This window comes from Mesorhizobium sp. CA4 (assembly GCF_020165075.1).
GTDB lineage: Bacteria > Pseudomonadota > Alphaproteobacteria > Rhizobiales > Rhizobiaceae > Mesorhizobium.
The window spans coordinates 139,334-153,552 of the sequence record NZ_JAIUHK010000009.1 but is presented as its reverse complement, the minus strand read 5'-3'; the positions used below and the strand labels follow the sequence as shown (position 1 = coordinate 153,552).

At 63.5% G+C, this 14,219-nt stretch carries 18 protein-coding genes; 6 read left to right on the top strand and 12 right to left on the bottom strand.

All coding sequences use genetic code 11. The features are described 5' to 3' along the window. Nucleotides 1-29 precede the first annotated feature (29 nt). Nucleotides 30-725 carry an urea ABC transporter ATP-binding subunit UrtE gene (gene urtE / locus LB528_RS10310; protein ID WP_041000655.1) on the top strand — a complete coding sequence of 232 codons (696 nt, stop codon included), beginning with the start codon at nucleotides 30-32 and terminating at the stop codon, nucleotides 723-725. Nucleotides 726-991: 266 nt separating this feature from the next. Then, nucleotides 992-1,168 carry a hypothetical protein gene (locus LB528_RS10305; protein WP_224582295.1) on the top strand — a complete coding sequence of 59 codons (177 nt, stop codon included), beginning with the start codon at nucleotides 992-994 and terminating at the stop codon, nucleotides 1,166-1,168. 17 nt (nucleotides 1,169-1,185) lie between these two features. On the opposite strand, the gene LB528_RS10300 is transcribed toward LB528_RS10305, so the two are convergent. The 9 genes from LB528_RS10300 to LB528_RS10260 all read right to left on the bottom strand — a co-directional run bounded on the left by LB528_RS10300 (nucleotide 1,186) and on the right by LB528_RS10260 (nucleotide 9,777). Next, nucleotides 1,186-2,331 (bottom strand): GGDEF domain-containing protein, encoded by a 1,146-nt coding sequence (locus tag LB528_RS10300; protein ID WP_224714780.1) that lies wholly within the window; start codon nucleotides 2,329-2,331, stop codon nucleotides 1,186-1,188. A gap of 137 nt (nucleotides 2,332-2,468) precedes the next feature. Continuing rightward, nucleotides 2,469-2,726 (bottom strand): hypothetical protein, encoded by a 258-nt coding sequence (locus LB528_RS10295; RefSeq protein WP_224511982.1) that lies wholly within the window; start codon nucleotides 2,724-2,726, stop codon nucleotides 2,469-2,471. 216 nt (nucleotides 2,727-2,942) lie between these two features. Further along, nucleotides 2,943-3,746: a DUF72 domain-containing protein gene (locus LB528_RS10290; RefSeq protein ID WP_224714779.1), complete on the bottom strand. Its 804-nt coding sequence runs from the start codon at nucleotides 3,744-3,746 to the stop codon at nucleotides 2,943-2,945. A gap of 26 nt (nucleotides 3,747-3,772) precedes the next feature. Beyond that, entirely contained in the window at nucleotides 3,773-4,237 is a 465-nt protein-coding gene (locus LB528_RS10285) for a GNAT family N-acetyltransferase (protein WP_224511978.1), read from the bottom strand. Between the two features lie 28 nt (nucleotides 4,238-4,265). Beyond that, nucleotides 4,266-7,187, bottom strand: coding sequence for an excinuclease ABC subunit UvrA (gene uvrA / locus LB528_RS10280; protein ID WP_224714778.1), 2,922 nt, complete (start codon nucleotides 7,185-7,187; stop codon nucleotides 4,266-4,268). Nucleotides 7,188-8,003: 816 nt separating this feature from the next. Then, entirely contained in the window at nucleotides 8,004-8,285 is a 282-nt protein-coding gene (locus tag LB528_RS10275) for a hypothetical protein (protein WP_224714777.1), read from the bottom strand. Between the two features lie 75 nt (nucleotides 8,286-8,360). After that, nucleotides 8,361-8,963 carry an ATP-dependent Clp protease proteolytic subunit gene (locus LB528_RS10270; protein ID WP_224714776.1) on the bottom strand — a complete coding sequence of 201 codons (603 nt, stop codon included), beginning with the start codon at nucleotides 8,961-8,963 and terminating at the stop codon, nucleotides 8,361-8,363. A 26-nt stretch (nucleotides 8,964-8,989) separates the two neighbouring features. Beyond that, on the bottom strand, nucleotides 8,990-9,466 hold the full coding sequence (locus LB528_RS10265) for an SRPBCC domain-containing protein (protein ID WP_224714775.1): 477 nt from the start codon (nucleotides 9,464-9,466) through the stop codon (nucleotides 8,990-8,992). After that, a complete protein-coding gene (locus tag LB528_RS10260; protein WP_224511970.1) occupies nucleotides 9,463-9,777 on the bottom strand; it encodes an ArsR/SmtB family transcription factor in 315 nt (104 codons plus the stop codon). The genes LB528_RS10265 and LB528_RS10260 overlap by 4 nt, the downstream gene beginning before the upstream one ends. Before the next feature lie 236 nt (nucleotides 9,778-10,013). On the opposite strand from LB528_RS10260, the gene LB528_RS10255 reads away from it, so the two are divergent. The 3 genes from LB528_RS10255 to LB528_RS10245 are packed head-to-tail and all read left to right on the top strand — an operon-like array spanning nucleotide 10,014 to nucleotide 11,419. Beyond that, a complete protein-coding gene (locus tag LB528_RS10255) occupies nucleotides 10,014-10,535 on the top strand; it encodes a single-stranded DNA-binding protein (protein ID WP_224511968.1) in 522 nt (173 codons plus the stop codon). Nucleotides 10,536-10,568: 33 nt separating this feature from the next. Next, the gene (locus tag LB528_RS10250) at nucleotides 10,569-10,964 is read left to right on the top strand and encodes a DUF2306 domain-containing protein (protein WP_224511966.1); all 396 of its coding nucleotides are present in this window, start codon (nucleotides 10,569-10,571) and stop codon (nucleotides 10,962-10,964) included. A 29-nt stretch (nucleotides 10,965-10,993) separates the two neighbouring features. After that, nucleotides 10,994-11,419 (top strand): OsmC family protein, encoded by a 426-nt coding sequence (locus LB528_RS10245; protein ID WP_224511964.1) that lies wholly within the window; start codon nucleotides 10,994-10,996, stop codon nucleotides 11,417-11,419. Nucleotides 11,420-11,495: 76 nt separating this feature from the next. On the opposite strand, the gene LB528_RS10240 is transcribed toward LB528_RS10245, so the two are convergent. The 3 genes from LB528_RS10240 to LB528_RS10230 form a co-directional block, all read right to left on the bottom strand. After that, nucleotides 11,496-12,125 carry a MarC family protein gene (locus LB528_RS10240; RefSeq protein ID WP_224511961.1) on the bottom strand — a complete coding sequence of 210 codons (630 nt, stop codon included), beginning with the start codon at nucleotides 12,123-12,125 and terminating at the stop codon, nucleotides 11,496-11,498. 92 nt (nucleotides 12,126-12,217) lie between these two features. Further along, nucleotides 12,218-12,595 (bottom strand): VOC family protein, encoded by a 378-nt coding sequence (locus tag LB528_RS10235; protein WP_224714774.1) that lies wholly within the window; start codon nucleotides 12,593-12,595, stop codon nucleotides 12,218-12,220. 32 nt (nucleotides 12,596-12,627) lie between these two features. Continuing rightward, the gene (locus LB528_RS10230) at nucleotides 12,628-13,158 is read right to left on the bottom strand and encodes a hypothetical protein (RefSeq protein ID WP_224511960.1); all 531 of its coding nucleotides are present in this window, start codon (nucleotides 13,156-13,158) and stop codon (nucleotides 12,628-12,630) included. 85 nt (nucleotides 13,159-13,243) lie between these two features. Between LB528_RS10230 and LB528_RS10225 the strand changes: the two genes are divergently transcribed. After that, complete coding sequence (locus LB528_RS10225) at nucleotides 13,244-14,074, top strand: helix-turn-helix transcriptional regulator (protein WP_224714773.1); 831 nt, start codon at nucleotides 13,244-13,246, stop codon at nucleotides 14,072-14,074. Nucleotides 14,075-14,219 lie beyond the last annotated feature (145 nt).

The following is a 14,219-nucleotide window of genomic DNA, read 5'->3' as shown; positions in this document are numbered from 1 at the left end:
TTCCTGAAGCGCTGGAGAAGGGGCTGACCATGCTCGAAGTTTCCAATGCCACGCTGCATTACGGCGCCGCCCAGGCGCTGCGCGGCGTTTCGCTGAAGGCGGGTGCCGGCAAGATCACTTGCGTGCTCGGCCGAAACGGCGTCGGCAAAACCAGTTTGATGAGATCGATTGTCGGCCATCACCGGCTGACGAGCGGAAGCGTTGCCTTCGAGGGGAAGGCGCTCGACCGGAGCGCGGCGTATGACCGCGCCCGGTCGGGCATCGCATTCGTGCCGCAGGGCAGGGAAGTCTTTCCGCTGCTCACGGTGCGCGAAAACCTGGAGTCCGGCTTCGCGCCGTTGAGGCGCGCCGACCGTAACATTCCGGCCCATGTCTTCGAGCTGTTTCCGGTCTTGAAGCAGATGCTCGGCCGCCGCGGTGGCGATCTTTCCGGCGGCCAGCAGCAGCAACTTGCCATCGGGCGAGCGCTGGTGATGCGACCCAAGCTCCTGGTGCTTGACGAGCCGACCGAAGGCATCCAGCCGTCGATCATCAAGGATATCGGCCGCGCCATCCGGTATCTCCGCGACCAGGCGGGGATCGCCGTGCTTCTGGTCGAGCAGTATCTCGACTTCTGCCGGGAACTTGCCGACGAGGTCAACATCATGGATCGCGGCCAGATCGTGCATACCGGCCCCGCCGAAGATCTGGACCGCGCGGATGTGCGAAAGTTTCTGACAGTCTAGAATCGTTTTCTCGACTTCGCTCGACATCGCAGGCGGCAGCAAGCCCAGTATTTCTCTCCGCTGGCCCAGCCCAGCTCTGGTGCGTTGGATATCGCATGCTAGTCTTTTCTTGGCCTTGGTGAGTCGGTCGCTTTCCGTATCAGTTGCGAATGAGGGGGAAGGCGCGCGGACACCGCGCGCAAGTTTCACGCAAGCAAGCCTGCCTAGTTTTCTCCCCAGTGATTGTCGGTCAACGCGTCCAAAAAGGTTCGTGCCAGGGGACGGCGATGGAACGTTTTGTCGAAGACTATCAGAAGCGGCGGCTCACGGATCGCGTCGATATCATGACTGCGATCAACATCCTGATGTCGCAAGGCTATGACGAGGATGATCTGCTGGGTGAGATGACCAAGGTCTTCTACGTCGATCTCGACGCATTCAACGAAGTGATCGCCCACCACTGAGGGCGATGCCCCAAGCCTCAACCGGCACGGCGGAAGTCGAGCACGCGGTTGCGGCCGCCGCGCTTGGCGGCATAGAGCGCCTTGTCGGCGGCGCTGAGCACCTTGTCGAAGCTCACGCCATCGCTGTTGCCGAAGGCGAAGCCGGCGCTCACCGTGCAGCGCAACGGCCCGGTCTCCGTCTCAATAATGCGCGCGGCGAACGCGGCCCGGACACGTTCGGCCGTCGCCTCGACTGTCTCTGGCAAGGTGCGCCTCAACACCATCGCGAATTCCTCGCCGCCCATGCGGGCGACGGAGTCGTTCGGGCGCAGGTCGGCGGAGAGCACCTGGGCAAAAACCTTCAGCACCTCGTCGCCGGCGGCATGGCCGAACTGGTCGTTGATCGCCTTGAAGCCGTCGAGGTCGAACACCACGACCGCCGTGAAAGCGCTGACCGGCGTCTTGCCGTGCAGGTCGAACAAAGCGCGACGGTTGAGCAGCCCGGTCAGCACGTCGGTCTCGGCCTCATGCTTGTGGTGGCGCGCGAGCCGCCCCTGGTTGAGCGCCAGCGACAGCGCGCCGATGCCGGTCATCGAAGCGATGACGATGACCAAGCTCAGATCCTCCGCCCAGTTGCTCGGCGCGTGGCCGAGGACGAGTTTGCCGTCCCAAGCCAGCACGGCCGCGCAAAGCACGAAGGAAACAGCGGTCAACGAATAGAGCAGCGCCACGCCCACGAGTTGCGCCGGAGCCTCCTCGCGACCCTTCCAATATTCATGCGCCGTGCCGAATAGGAGTAGCGCGGCAAGGAAATTCTCAAGCATGAAGCCCAGACCGTCATAGCCGAGCGCCATTGGCGGTAACGCCAGCGCAAAGGAGAAGGCAGTGCCAAGCGTGATGCGCGGCAGCGGCGAGCGTCCAGTCCGGAACTGGTGGGCGGCGCCCAACATCACCGAGAAGCCGAACAGCAGCAGCGCCAGCGCCAGGATGCCGAGGGTTGTTCCGGGCGCATCGATATAGGCGTCATAAACAAAAACCTCCGCCACCACCACCAGCACGCTGGTCGCCCATGTCAGCAGGAACCTGTCGGAACGGGCGGTCAGCCAGGTTCCGAACAGGGTGAGGCTGAGGCAGGCTGCGGAGAAGCCGACGGCCAGCAGCAATGAATTGTAGTCGAGAAGCATGCACTCGCCCTTGCCGCCGCCGGGTCTCTGCAACCTGTCGTGCGTACATTAGTGCGGCAAGGAAGTATCGATTACGTTACGATACCGGTGAAGATGCCATTGTTTCCGCGGCGTCAGAGGACCGCCACCAACAGGCGTCAGAGGACCGCCACCAACAATAGCAGGATGATGCCGACCCCCATCATCACCAGACCCGGCCAATTCTGCGACAGGCCGAGGAAACCGAGGCCGCGCCGGCGTGGCTCAAGCGTCGGGCCAGGCGTTGTAAGGTTTGGCATCGGGCGATCCGAGGCAGCAGGTGCCGGATCGCTAAGTTTCCCGCGCCTGAGGACCGCACCCGCCATGTACACAATGCCGGCGACAATGAGCAATGCCCCGATGAGGATGACAGCCATATCACCTCGCTTTCTTCGGGCTCTCCCGATGCCGGAGCCCGGGCCATTGTTCCGCGACGCTCAACCGCTATGGAAACCTGCTCCCGGCGAGAAAGGCAAAACGGTCAAGACGCCCCGTAAGTTCCGACGGAACTGCCGGACGCAAGGCGCAGCCGACACCAGGCAGGCAGGATCCGATGCTCGAACAAAAGGATATGACCGGAGTGAAGGCTGGCTTCAATCGGTCACCCGCTTCATCAGGGCCATGGCGCCGAAGGGGGCGCGCACCTTGCCCTCGGTTATGAAGTAGACGAACACGTCGCGCGGCTTGACCGGCGCATCCGTCTTGGGATCGGCGCGTGGCAGGTCGGCGGGCTGCTTGCCCTCCGCCCAGGTCTTCACCCGTCCCGCCCATTCATCGAGGCCTTTCGGCGTGTAGCAATCGGGGTTGTCGTCGCTGCCGGTCTGAAGCCGCGCATAGACGAAGTCGCCGGTGATATCGGCGATCGCCGGATATTTTGCGTGGTCGGCGTAGACGATCGCGGCCTTGTATTTTCGGGCGAGCGCCGGGAATTCCGGCACGATGAAGCTGTCATGCCGCACCTCGAGTGCATGGCGCAGAGGCACGCCGTCCTGCTTCTCGGGCAGAAGTTTCAGGAAAGCTTCGAAATCGTCGGCGTCGAACTTCTTGGTCGGCGCGAACTGCCACAGGATCGGGCCGAGCTTCTCGCCGAGCGCGGCAACGCCGGAGCCCAGGAAGCGCATCATCGATTCGCCCGCTTCGCCGAGCACCCGGCGGTTGGTGACGAAGCGGTTGCCTTTGAGCGAGAAGACGAAGCCTTCCGGCGCCTCGTTGGCCCATTTGGCGAAGGTCGGTTCCTTGAAGCTGGAATAATAGGTGCCGTTGACCTCGATGGTCGGGACCTGCCGGCTGGCGTAGTGGAGTTGCTTGGCCTTGGCAAGCTTATCCGGGTAGAAGGAGGTGTCCCAGGGCTCGAAAGTCCAGCCGCCCATGCCGGAGCGGATTTTTCCTTGGCTCATTGTCGTCCTCCTCCGTTCAAATGTGATCAGGCGGCTCGATCGACCGGCTTCACCATGTCGACCAGGGTCCATCCTGGCCGGTGTGGGTTGGCGCGGCGACCCGTTTCGCGATAGCCGTAGGCGGAATAGAGCGCGATGTTCCGCTCCATGCGCGAATTGGTGTAAAGCCGCACCTCCGGCACGCCCCACGACCGCGCCTGCTCGTCGGCGAAGTCGAGCAGTTTGATGCCGAGCTTTTTACCCTGGAAGGCCGGCGCGACGGCGACGCTAAAGATCATGGCGTGGTCGGGATGCTGTTCGAGGGCGATCAGCCCGGCCAGTCCTCCATCCTCTTCGAGCAGCCAGATTTCGCCGCGCTCGATGCGCGGCGCGTAATCTTCCGTCACCGGAATCGGCGGGGTGCCGAACAGAGCGGTGTAGGGCGCATAGGCGGCCGTGGTCAGCGCGGCAACGGCCGGAAGATCACCGGAAAGCGCTCTTCTAATTGTCATCCAAGCGTCCTCCCGACGCAATGCGCGCTCACTCCGCCGCTTCGCGTTTGCCTCCGGGGCGCCGCTCCAGCAGCTCCTTCAGGAACTGGCCGGTGTAGCTGCGCTTCTCGCGCACGATCGCTTCCGGCGTGCCCGACGCCACCAACTCGCCGCCGCCGTCGCCGCCTTCGGGGCCGAGGTCCAACACCCAGTCGGCGGTCTTGATCACTTCGAGATTGTGCTCGATGACCACCACCGTGTTGCCCTGGTCGACCAACTCGTGCAGCACTTCGAGCAGCTTGGCGACGTCGTGGAAGTGCAGGCCGGTGGTCGGCTCGTCGAGGATGTAGAGCGTCTTGCCGGTCGCCTTGCGCGACAGTTCCTTGGCGAGTTTTATCCGCTGCGCCTCGCCGCCGGAGAGTGTCGTCGCCTGCTGGCCGATATGGATGTAGCCGAGGCCGACCTGCTTCAGCGTCTCCAGCTTGTCGCGCACGCCCGGCACCGCCGAGAAGAACTCGACGCCTTCCTCGACCGTCATGTCGAGCACGTCGGCGATCGACTTGCCCTTGAACTGCACGTCGAGCGTCTCGCGGTTGTAGCGCTTGCCGTGACAGACGTCGCAGGTGACGTAGACATCGGGCAGGAAGTGCATCTCGATTTTTATCACGCCGTCGCCCTGGCAGGCCTCGCAGCGGCCGCCCTTGACGTTGAAGGAGAAGCGGCCGGGCTGGTAGCCGCGTGCCTTGGCCTCCGGGAGCCCCGCAAACCAGTCCCGGATCGGCGTGAAGGCACCCGTATAGGTCGCCGGGTTGGAGCGCGGCGTGCGGCCGATCGGCGACTGGTCGATGTCGATGACCTTGTCGAGGAATTCCAGCCCCTCGATGCGGTCATGCTCGGCCGGATGCTCGCGCGAGCCCATGATGCGGCGCGAGGCGGCCTTGAACAGCGTCTCGATCAGGAAAGTCGACTTGCCGCCGCCGGACACGCCGGTGACCGCGGTGAAGGTGCCAAGCGGGATTTCGGCCGTCACGTTCTTCAAATTGTTGCCGCGCGCGCCGACCACCTTGATGCGCCGGTTCTTCTTCGCCTCGCGGCGCACCGCCGGCGTCGCCACTTCGAGTTCGCCCGACAAATATTTGCCGGTGATCGAGGCGGGTGTGGCCATGATCTGCTGCGGCGTGCCCTGCGCGATAATCTGGCCGCCATGGATGCCGGCGGCGGGGCCGATGTCGACGACATAGTCGGCATGCAGGATGGCGTCCTCGTCATGCTCGACCACGATCACCGTGTTGCCGATGTCGCGCAGGTGCTTCAACGTATCGAGCAGGCGCGCATTGTCGCGCTGGTGCAGGCCGATCGACGGCTCGTCGAGCACATAGAGCACGCCGGTGAGGCCCGAGCCGATCTGTGAGGCGAGGCGGATGCGCTGGCTCTCGCCGCCCGACAGCGTGCCGGAGTTGCGCGACAGCGTCAGATAGTCGAGGCCGACATCGTTGAGGAAACGCAGCCGCTCGCGGATCTCCTTGAGCACCCGGACCGCGATCTCGTTCTGCTTCTCGTTCAACTGCGCCGGCAGGTCGGTGAACCACTGGTCGGCCTTGCGGATCGACATCTCAGTGACTTCGCCGATATGCTTGCCAGCGATCTTCACCGCCAGCGCTTCCGGCTTCAGCCTGTAGCCGTTGCAGGCGGGGCAGGGAGTGGCCGACATGAAGCGCTCGATCTCCTCGCGCATCCAGGCCGATTCCGTTTCCTTCCAGCGCCGGTCTAGGTTGGGGATGACGCCCTCGAAAGTCTTGGTCGTCTTATAAGAGCGCAGGCCGTCATCATACTGGAAGGTGATCTCGCGCTCGCCGGTACCATGCAGCACGGCTTTCTGTGCCTCGGCGCTCAGATCCTTGAACTTGTCGCCGAGCTTGAAGCCATAGGCCTTGCCCAGCGCTTCCAGCGTCTGCGCGTAATAGGGCGAGGTCGACTTCGCCCACGGGCTGATGGCGCCGTCGCGCAGCGAGACGTTCTCGTCCGGCACGACGAGGTTGGGATCGATGGCGCGCTGGCTGCCGAGACCATCGCAGGTCGGGCAGGCGCCGAACGGATTGTTGAAGGAGAACAGCCTGGGCTCGATCTCGGGAATGGTGAAGCCGGAAACCGGGCAGGCGAATTTCTCCGAGAACAGGATGCGCTCATGCGTCTCGTTCTTCGACTTGTTGACCGAGTCCTCGCCGGTCAGGCTGGCATCGAGCGGCTTGTCGGCAAACTCCGCCACAGCCAGTCCTTCGGCAAGCTTCAGCGCAGTCTCTATCGAATCCGCGAGCCTTGTCGCCAGATCGCCGCGCACGACGATGCGGTCGACGACCACGTCGATGTCGTGCTTGTACTTCTTGTCCAGCGCCGGGACATCGGCGATCTCGTAGAAGACGCCGTCGACCTTGACGCGCTGGAATCCCTTCTTCTGCAGCTCCAGGAGCTCCTTGCGGTACTCGCCCTTGCGGCCGCGCACGATCGGCGCCAGCAGGAACAGACGGGTGCCTTCCTCCAGCGCCAGCACGCGATCGACCATCTGGCTGACCGTTTGGCTCTCGATCGGCAGGCCGGTGGCCGGCGAATAGGGGATGCCGACGCGCGCAAAGAGCAGGCGCATATAGTCGTAGATCTCGGTGACGGTGCCGACCGTCGAGCGCGGGTTGCGCGAGGTGGTCTTCTGCTCGATCGAGATGGCGGGCGACAGGCCGTCGATCTGGTCGACGTCCGGTTTCTGCATCATCTCCAGGAACTGGCGGGCATAGGCCGACAGGCTTTCGACATAGCGGCGCTGGCCCTCGGCATAGATGGTGTCGAAGGCAAGCGACGATTTGCCGGAGCCCGATAGTCCAGTCATGACGATCAGGCTGTCGCGCGGCAGATCGAGATCGACGTTCTTGAGATTGTGTTCGCGCGCCCCGCGAATGGAAAGGTATTTTTGGTCGGCCATCGCCGGTCGCCGCCTCAGATCTGGAATTTGCTGGATTGGGCGGGTTCGTCCCGGCCATCCCCTATGTAGGTATTTTCGCCGCCACGTCGAGAGACGCCACAATCTCGACGGAAGAAGCCGATCATGGGTTTAACCGCCTTTCGCGCGGGCCGGCAAGCGGAAAGAACAAAGGCCGAACACGCTCCTGACAAAGCGCTGTGGAAACAGTCGCACAAAGCGCTGTGGAAACAAGCGCGCTGAGTGCCGTGGAACGGTCGCCCGAAATTTTGTGGAGACACGTGCCGCCGATGCCGCCTCGTTCCGCGGAGCCACCCGACTTACCCGTACGTAACCTCCAGGCGATCACATTTTTCGGTAACCGGCTATTCAACTGTTGACGCCGGTGACTCACGGGAGCAGTCTCAAATCGTCAACGAAGCCGGCCGTCTTTCGATGGCCTCGCCGCGCAACTGGCGGCCTGCGAGACGCCGCAGGCGATAGCGATTAGCGCTTCGAACGACATTGTCGCAACGGACATAAGGAGCGGAGCATGACGCCACCGGACAGTCCCTTGAGGCTCCACACCGAGATGGAGCCGCGGCGGGCATAAGTGCCAGGGCAGACTTGAAACGCCGGCCCGACAAACCGTGCCCTGCCGATTCCCTACAATCAGAGACGATAGTCGGATCGTCGGCGGAACGCCGCGTTGCATCCGAAACAGAACGCCGGCAGTCCATTCCCGGCTAAAGTTGGATTTCAGATCCATGAAGCCCCATCCGTCTGCACAGCAGGGATGGGGCTAACATTTTGTGGTGTTCGCGTGTGACCCGCTCGGGATCAGTGGTTCGGGATCCGAGCGCCGCCCGTCGCCATGTCGATCGTTATGCTGCCGCCGATCCTGACATCGGTGTTGCCGATCTTGAAGGAACCGTCGCTGCCGGCCGGCAGCGCGTCATCGGGTTCCGGCTGCGGCGCCGGCTTGGCGATGCGGTAGTCGCCGCTGACGCCAGGCAGTTTCTGCGCCGAACCGTCGTCGGCAAGCGCAGCGCCGGCCGTCAACATGCCGGCAAGCGCGGCGAGGGCGGCGCATAGATGTCTGGGCTGAACGGACCTGATCATGCGCGGACTATAGGGAGGCGGCTAGAGCAATGCCAGACGCGCGGCGATCAATTTGCCGCGCGCCTGCCCGCAACGTCAGGCCGCTTTCTTGCGCGTGTCGTAGACGTGGTCGACGAGGCCCCATTCCTTGGCTTCCGCGGCGCTCATGAAATAGTCGCGGTCGAGCGTGCGCTCGACTTCATCATAGGTCCGGCCGCAGTGCTTGGCGTAGAGCTCTGTCATATGCTGCTTGGTGCGCACGATGTCCTCGGCGTGGCGCTGAATGTCCGAGGCCTGGCCCTGGAAGCCGCCGAGCGGCTGGTGCAGCACGATCCTGGTGTTGGGCAACGCGATGCGACGCCCCGGTTCGCCGGCCATCAACAGGAAGGAGCCCATCGAGGCGGCAAAGCCCATGCAGACCGTCGAAACCGGGCAGGAGATGTATTGCATCGTGTCGTAGATGGCGAAGCCGCTGGTCACCATGCCGCCCGGCGAGTTGATGTAAAGCGAGATCTCCTTGTCGGGATGGTCCGATTCCAGCGACAGGAGCTGTGCGCAGACCAGCGCCGAGACGTTGTCGTTGATCTCGCCATTGACGAAGACGATGCGCTCGCGCAGCAGCCGCGAAAAGATGTCGAAGGAGCGTTCGCCGCGGCTCGACTGCTCGATGACCATAGGCACCAGATTGGCAATGCTCATGACTGTTTTCCTCGGTCCTCTCTTGATCAGGCCGCGCGCAGCATCATGCAGGGCGCGTTGGCGGCGGTCGGATTCCTGCGCGCGTCGAGCGAAAGCCCGCAACCGGCGCCGGAAACAGCGACGAGAGGCTGCGTGGCCGGCACGAAACCGTCATGCACGATGCGTAGATGCGTGCCGCCCGAGGCGGTGCCGGCGAGCGTGAAAGTGACGATGCTGTCAAAGGCGGGAAGCTGGTCCGCATCTTTCGCGCCGGGCCCCTCGCGCCAGGAATAGCGCAGCAGCCTGCCCGGCTCGGCCTCGAGCACCTCGCATTCGATCGGCGCATGCGGTCCGGCAAAGGCGAAGCGCGCGCCGGTTTGCGCCTCGATGTCGTTCGGCATCATCCAGGCGGCGAGCAACTCCGGCTCGGTCAGCGCCCGCCAGACTTTTTCCGGCGGATCTGGAAGGTCGCATTCGAAGCTGAGCGGCGCTTCGTTGACCGTCGGGTTTTCGATAGCCGTCATTGGTCCATTCCTTTCAGAACCGTCTTCAACTTCTCGATGCGTTCCGGCCAGAAGGCGCGGTAGCGTTCGATCCAGCCGAGCAGCGGGTCGAGCCCTTGCGGATCGGCACGGTAATAGGCATTGCGGCCGGCGCGCCGCTCGACCACCAAGCCGGCGCCGCGCAGCACGGCGAGGTGCTGCGAGACCGCCGGCTGCGACACGCTCATACCGGCGCGCAGCTCGGTCACGCTCATCTCGCTGGCGGTCAGCCGCTCGTAGACGGCGCGACGGGTAGGGTCGGCAAGCGCACGAAAAATCTCTGCTTCGATCATGGATAAAGCATAAGTCGATACTTATTGGTTTGGCAAGCCTCTATTTGATCGCCATATAGAGGTGCATGTTCAAACCCCGCCTTTGCTGACATTTCTTGACAGAAAGGGTGATTAAGAATAGAACGAAAAGAGAACGAAAAACCTTGTGGGAAAAGCCGGCCTTTGCGGGCGGCGGCGGCCCGAAGGCTGTAAGGTGAGCGAATTGAATTCGTTTCGGATGAGCGCGGAGAAGTAAGATGGCGGGTAGCGTCAACAAGGTCATTCTGGTGGGCAATCTCGGGGCGGACCCTGAAATCCGCCGCCTGAATTCCGGCGATCCGGTCGTCAACATCCGCATTGCCACGTCGGAAAGCTGGCGCGACAAGAACACCGGCGAGCGCAAGGACAAGACCGAGTGGCACAATGTCGTCATCTTCAACGATCAGCTCGCCAAGGTGGCCGAGCAGTATCTGAAGAAGGGCATGAAGGTCTATGTCGAGGGCCAGCTGCAGACCCGCAAATGGCAGGACCAGACCGGCAACGACCGCTACACGACCGAAATCGTCCTGCAGAAATTCCGTGGCGAATTGCAGATGCTCGACGCGCGTGGCGAGGGCGGCGGCGGCCAGGTCGGCAATTATTCCGGCGGCGGCAGCCGCGGTTCGGATTTCGGCCAGTCCGGTCCGAATGAAGGTCTCAGCCGCGGTGGTGGTGGCGGCCCCAGGGGCGGCGGCGGTGGCGGCTCGTCGCGCGAGCTGGACGACGAGATCCCGTTCTAACCGCTTCGAAACGGGCATTTGAGGGAAGGCGCGATGTCGCTCGGACCGCTCCTGTCGGCGCCGCCTCCCATTCCATGGCATGCCTTTGCGGCCTTCGCCGCCCTCGCTATCGGCGGCGCCCAACTGGCGTTGCCGAAGGGTACTGCGCGTCACCGCGCGCTGGGTTATGCCTGGGTGGCGCTGATGCTGGTCGCGATATCGAGCTTCTGGATCCAGCAGATCCGGCTCATCGGTCTGTTCAGCCCGATCCATCTTTTGTCGATCCTGGTGCTGGTCACGGTACCGCTGGCGGCATGGTATGCGCACGCGCATAAGGTCGCCGCGCGTCGCGGCGCCATGATCAAGCTCTATCTGTTCGCGCTGGTCGGCGCCGGCATCTTCACGCTGTTGCCTGGCCGGATCATGCATGCGGTCGTGTTCGGTCAGTAGGCGACGGAAACCTCGTAAGGAAGATCAAGGTGAAAGCACGCATCAAATGGGTCGAGGAACGCACCTTTGTCGGCGAGTCCGGCAGCGGCCATAAGGTCGTGCTGGGCACGGCGCACGGGCCGGACGGCAAGACGCCTGGACCGAGCCCGATGGAGCTGGTGCTGATCGGTACCGGCGGCTGCTCGGCCTATGACGTCGTCCACATCCTCGAGAAAGGCCGGGAGGCGGTCGAGGATTGCGTGGTCGAGCTCGACGCCGACCGGGCCGAGACCGACCCGAAAGTGTTCACCCGCATCCACATGCATTTCATCGTCAAGGGCCGCGCGCTGTCGCACGACAAGGTAAGAAGGGCGATCGATCTGTCGATCGAGAAATATTGCTCGGCGTCAGCCATGATGGCCAAGACAGCGACGATTACCCACGATTTCGAGGTGGTCGAGACGGCGGTCAAGTAGGGCAGTAGGGCAGTAGGGCAGTAGGGCAGTAGGGCAGTAGGGCAGTAGGGCAGTAGGTGGGCTGCCTCGCAGCCGGTCAGGCCGCCATCAGCGCCCGAACGCCGTCGGCCACGAACTGGACTGCCAACGCCGCCAGGATGACGCCCAGCAGCCTGGTCAGGATCGAGCGGCCGGTCTGGCCGAGGATGCGGTCGATGCGTTCCGACAGCACGAACACCAGATAAGTGATGACCAGGCAGATGAAGATGATGCCGACCAGCGCTGCCTGGGCGGCAAAGCCCTCGAAATGTCCTGATAAAAGCACCGTCGCCGAAATCGCGCCGGGGCCGGCGATCAGCGGGATCGCCAGCGGGAAGGCGGCGATGTTGTGGATCATGTCCTTGGTGATGGCGACGTCGCCGATCTTCTCTTTGCGGTCTTGTCGGCGCTCGAACACCATTTCGAAGGCGATGAAGAACAAGAGGAAGCCACCGGCCACCCGGAAGGCCGGCAGCGTGATGCCGAACACCGACAGGATCGCGGCGCCGGCAAGTGCAAACAGCGCCATGACCAGGAAGCCGATCACCGAGGCGCGCACCGAAACCTGCTGACGCTCCTCGCGGTTCATGCCGCGCGTCACGGCGAGAAAGAGCGGCGCCAATCCCGGCGGGTCGATGGTCACCAGAATGGTGACGAAGGCGTTGAACAGGCTGTCGAAACTCGGCATCGCTGGTCCCCTCCCGCCGGGCGAGGCCCAGGCCCCGCAATTGGTAGAACAAAGCCCGAGCGGTGGAAACAGGCGGGAGGTAATTCAGTCGGCTATTCGGCATGGCTGCAATAGGCTTCCAGCCGGTAACCGTCCGGATCGACAACGAAGGCGGCATAGTAATTGTCGCCATATGCCGCGCGCAGTCCGGGCTGGCCGTTGTCCGTGCCGCCCTCACGCAATGCCGCCGCATGGAAGGCGTCGACGCTGGCGCGGGTCGGCGCCGAAAAGCAGAAATGCAGGCCGGAGTCTGCGTCGGCCGGTACCGGCCGCCCGGCATCGTTCACCCAAAGCTGGACTGCGTCACCACCGTAACCGAGTGAACCGGGCGACTGGCTGAGACAGGAATAGCCGAGCGGTTTCAGCGCAGCGTCGTAGAAGCGTTTCGAAGTGCCGGCGTCACGGACGCCGATCGAGACATGGTCAAGCATTGTTTCCTCCATGATTGCAAATGGTTGGTTGCTCAGGCTGGAGTCGTGCGGCGAGCCAAAAACTCGACCTCCATGCGCCAGGTTGCACCGCCATCATGCGAGCGCTCGCCCAGCCAACGGAACGAGTTTTCGGTGATCTGCGAGAAGCTCCAGCGTACAGACGCGCCCGTGCCGTCGGCGCCGACCTGGACGATGGTGTCATCCTCGGCGCGGCCGAGCTGCCGGCTGTAATACTGGTTGCGCGGGTCGCTCCAGAAGATGTGCCAGGCGTCGGCGCCGGGATCGTAAACGCGCAATGTCGTGCCGTAGAAGGTCCATGGCCCGAGCGCCGGGGAGGGACCTGCGTCGCGGGCGGGCAGGATCCAGACGTCCTGCACGGCCCTGCCTTCCAGAACCCAGCCGAAATGCACCTCGCCGCGACCTGTAAGCCTGGTCCCATCCTCGAGAATGCGCGTGGCGTCGAACGTCCAGGCGCCGATGAAGCGGCCATAGAGTTTCAGCTTTTCGGCAAGGTCCGGTTTTGGACCGTCGCTGTGCAGGGCCTCGGCAAAGGGGTCGGTCATTGTTGCTGCCTCGTTTGTCAGGAGAGGGCTAGCAATAGGGGCATGACAGGGTTCGTCGCTTGGGAAAAATTGCTATCTTTCGGGCATGACGACAGCGCAGAAAACTCTGGCTTCCGGGCATGGTTGGCAGGTGTCCGACGTGGTGTGCACGGCCGTCGCCGGCGACAAGCCATTCGAGGAAGAGCATCGCAGCTTTTGCGTTGCCGCAGTGACCAGGGGCACGTTCCGCTATCGCACGCGCCAAGGCACGACGATGCTGGCGCCAGGCGCCATCCTGCTCGGCAATCCCGGCGCCTGCTATGAATGCGGGCATGAGCATGCCGCCGGCGACCGCTGCCTCTCGTTTCATTTTACCCCAGCCTATATGGAGCGGGTCGTGGCCGATGTGCCGGGCGCGAAACGGCTCGGCTTTGCCGATCCGCGCCTGCCGCCCTTGCCGGCGCTGACGCCTCTGCTCGCCGAGGCGGAGGCGGCGCGAGAGACAGGCGACAGCGACGCGTTCGAGGAACTCGGCCTGCGCATCGCCGGCGCGGTCGCCGCGGCTGCGGCCGGATCTGCCGCCGCGACCCGAACGCCCAGCCGCCGCGACCAGAAACGGGTTGCCGAAGCGGTGCGGCTGATCGAACTCAATGCCGAGCGGCCGCTTTCGCTGACCGAGCTTGCCGACGGCACGGCGACCAGTCCGTATCATTTCCTGCGCATTTTCCGGCAGGTGGCCGGCTTGACGCCCTACCAGTTTCTGCTCAGGACCAGACTGCACCGCGCCGCAGTGCGGTTGCGCTGCTCGGACGCGACGATCTCGACGATCGCTTTCGACGAGGGCTTCAACGACCTGTCGACCTTCAACCGTCGGTTCCGGCGCGAGATGGGGGAGGCCCCCGGCGCGTATCGCGCCAGACGGACCAGAGGGCGCTGAGGCCAGCCGAAGCGAAACCGAGCTTGGCCATATCGTCGCAGCGATATCCATTTGAAATTGCCGCCGAAATCGTCTTTGGAAAAGTGCCTCCGCCATTGGAGTTTCAGTCCCGCATCCTATATAAGTGGTGAGTGATTCCCGACTG

Bases quoted from the DNA above. Each gene is read 5' to 3' on its own strand.
- urtE (WP_041000655.1), top strand. From the start codon at position 30: ATGCTCGAAGTTTCCAATGCCACGCTGCATTACGGCGCCGCCCAGGCG.
- LB528_RS10305 (WP_224582295.1), top strand. From the start codon at position 992: ATGGAACGTTTTGTCGAAGACTATCAGAAGCGGCGGCTCACGGATCGC.
- LB528_RS10300 (WP_224714780.1), bottom strand. From the start codon at position 2,331: ATGCTTCTCGACTACAATTCATTGCTGCTGGCCGTCGGCTTCTCCGCA.
- LB528_RS10295 (WP_224511982.1), bottom strand. From the start codon at position 2,726: ATGGCTGTCATCCTCATCGGGGCATTGCTCATTGTCGCCGGCATTGTG.
- LB528_RS10290 (WP_224714779.1), bottom strand. From the start codon at position 3,746: ATGAGCCAAGGAAAAATCCGCTCCGGCATGGGCGGCTGGACTTTCGAG.
- LB528_RS10285 (WP_224511978.1), bottom strand. From the start codon at position 4,237: ATGACAATTAGAAGAGCGCTTTCCGGTGATCTTCCGGCCGTTGCCGCG.
- uvrA (WP_224714778.1), bottom strand. From the start codon at position 7,187: ATGGCCGACCAAAAATACCTTTCCATTCGCGGGGCGCGCGAACACAAT.
- LB528_RS10275 (WP_224714777.1), bottom strand. From the start codon at position 8,285: ATGATCAGGTCCGTTCAGCCCAGACATCTATGCGCCGCCCTCGCCGCG.
- LB528_RS10270 (WP_224714776.1), bottom strand. From the start codon at position 8,963: ATGAGCATTGCCAATCTGGTGCCTATGGTCATCGAGCAGTCGAGCCGC.
- LB528_RS10265 (WP_224714775.1), bottom strand. From the start codon at position 9,466: ATGACGGCTATCGAAAACCCGACGGTCAACGAAGCGCCGCTCAGCTTC.
- LB528_RS10260 (WP_224511970.1), bottom strand. From the start codon at position 9,777: ATGATCGAAGCAGAGATTTTTCGTGCGCTTGCCGACCCTACCCGTCGC.
- LB528_RS10255 (WP_224511968.1), top strand. From the start codon at position 10,014: ATGGCGGGTAGCGTCAACAAGGTCATTCTGGTGGGCAATCTCGGGGCG.
- LB528_RS10250 (WP_224511966.1), top strand. From the start codon at position 10,569: ATGTCGCTCGGACCGCTCCTGTCGGCGCCGCCTCCCATTCCATGGCAT.
- LB528_RS10240 (WP_224511961.1), bottom strand. From the start codon at position 12,125: ATGCCGAGTTTCGACAGCCTGTTCAACGCCTTCGTCACCATTCTGGTG.
- LB528_RS10235 (WP_224714774.1), bottom strand. From the start codon at position 12,595: ATGCTTGACCATGTCTCGATCGGCGTCCGTGACGCCGGCACTTCGAAA.
- LB528_RS10230 (WP_224511960.1), bottom strand. From the start codon at position 13,158: ATGACCGACCCCTTTGCCGAGGCCCTGCACAGCGACGGTCCAAAACCG.
- LB528_RS10225 (WP_224714773.1), top strand. From the start codon at position 13,244: ATGACGACAGCGCAGAAAACTCTGGCTTCCGGGCATGGTTGGCAGGTG.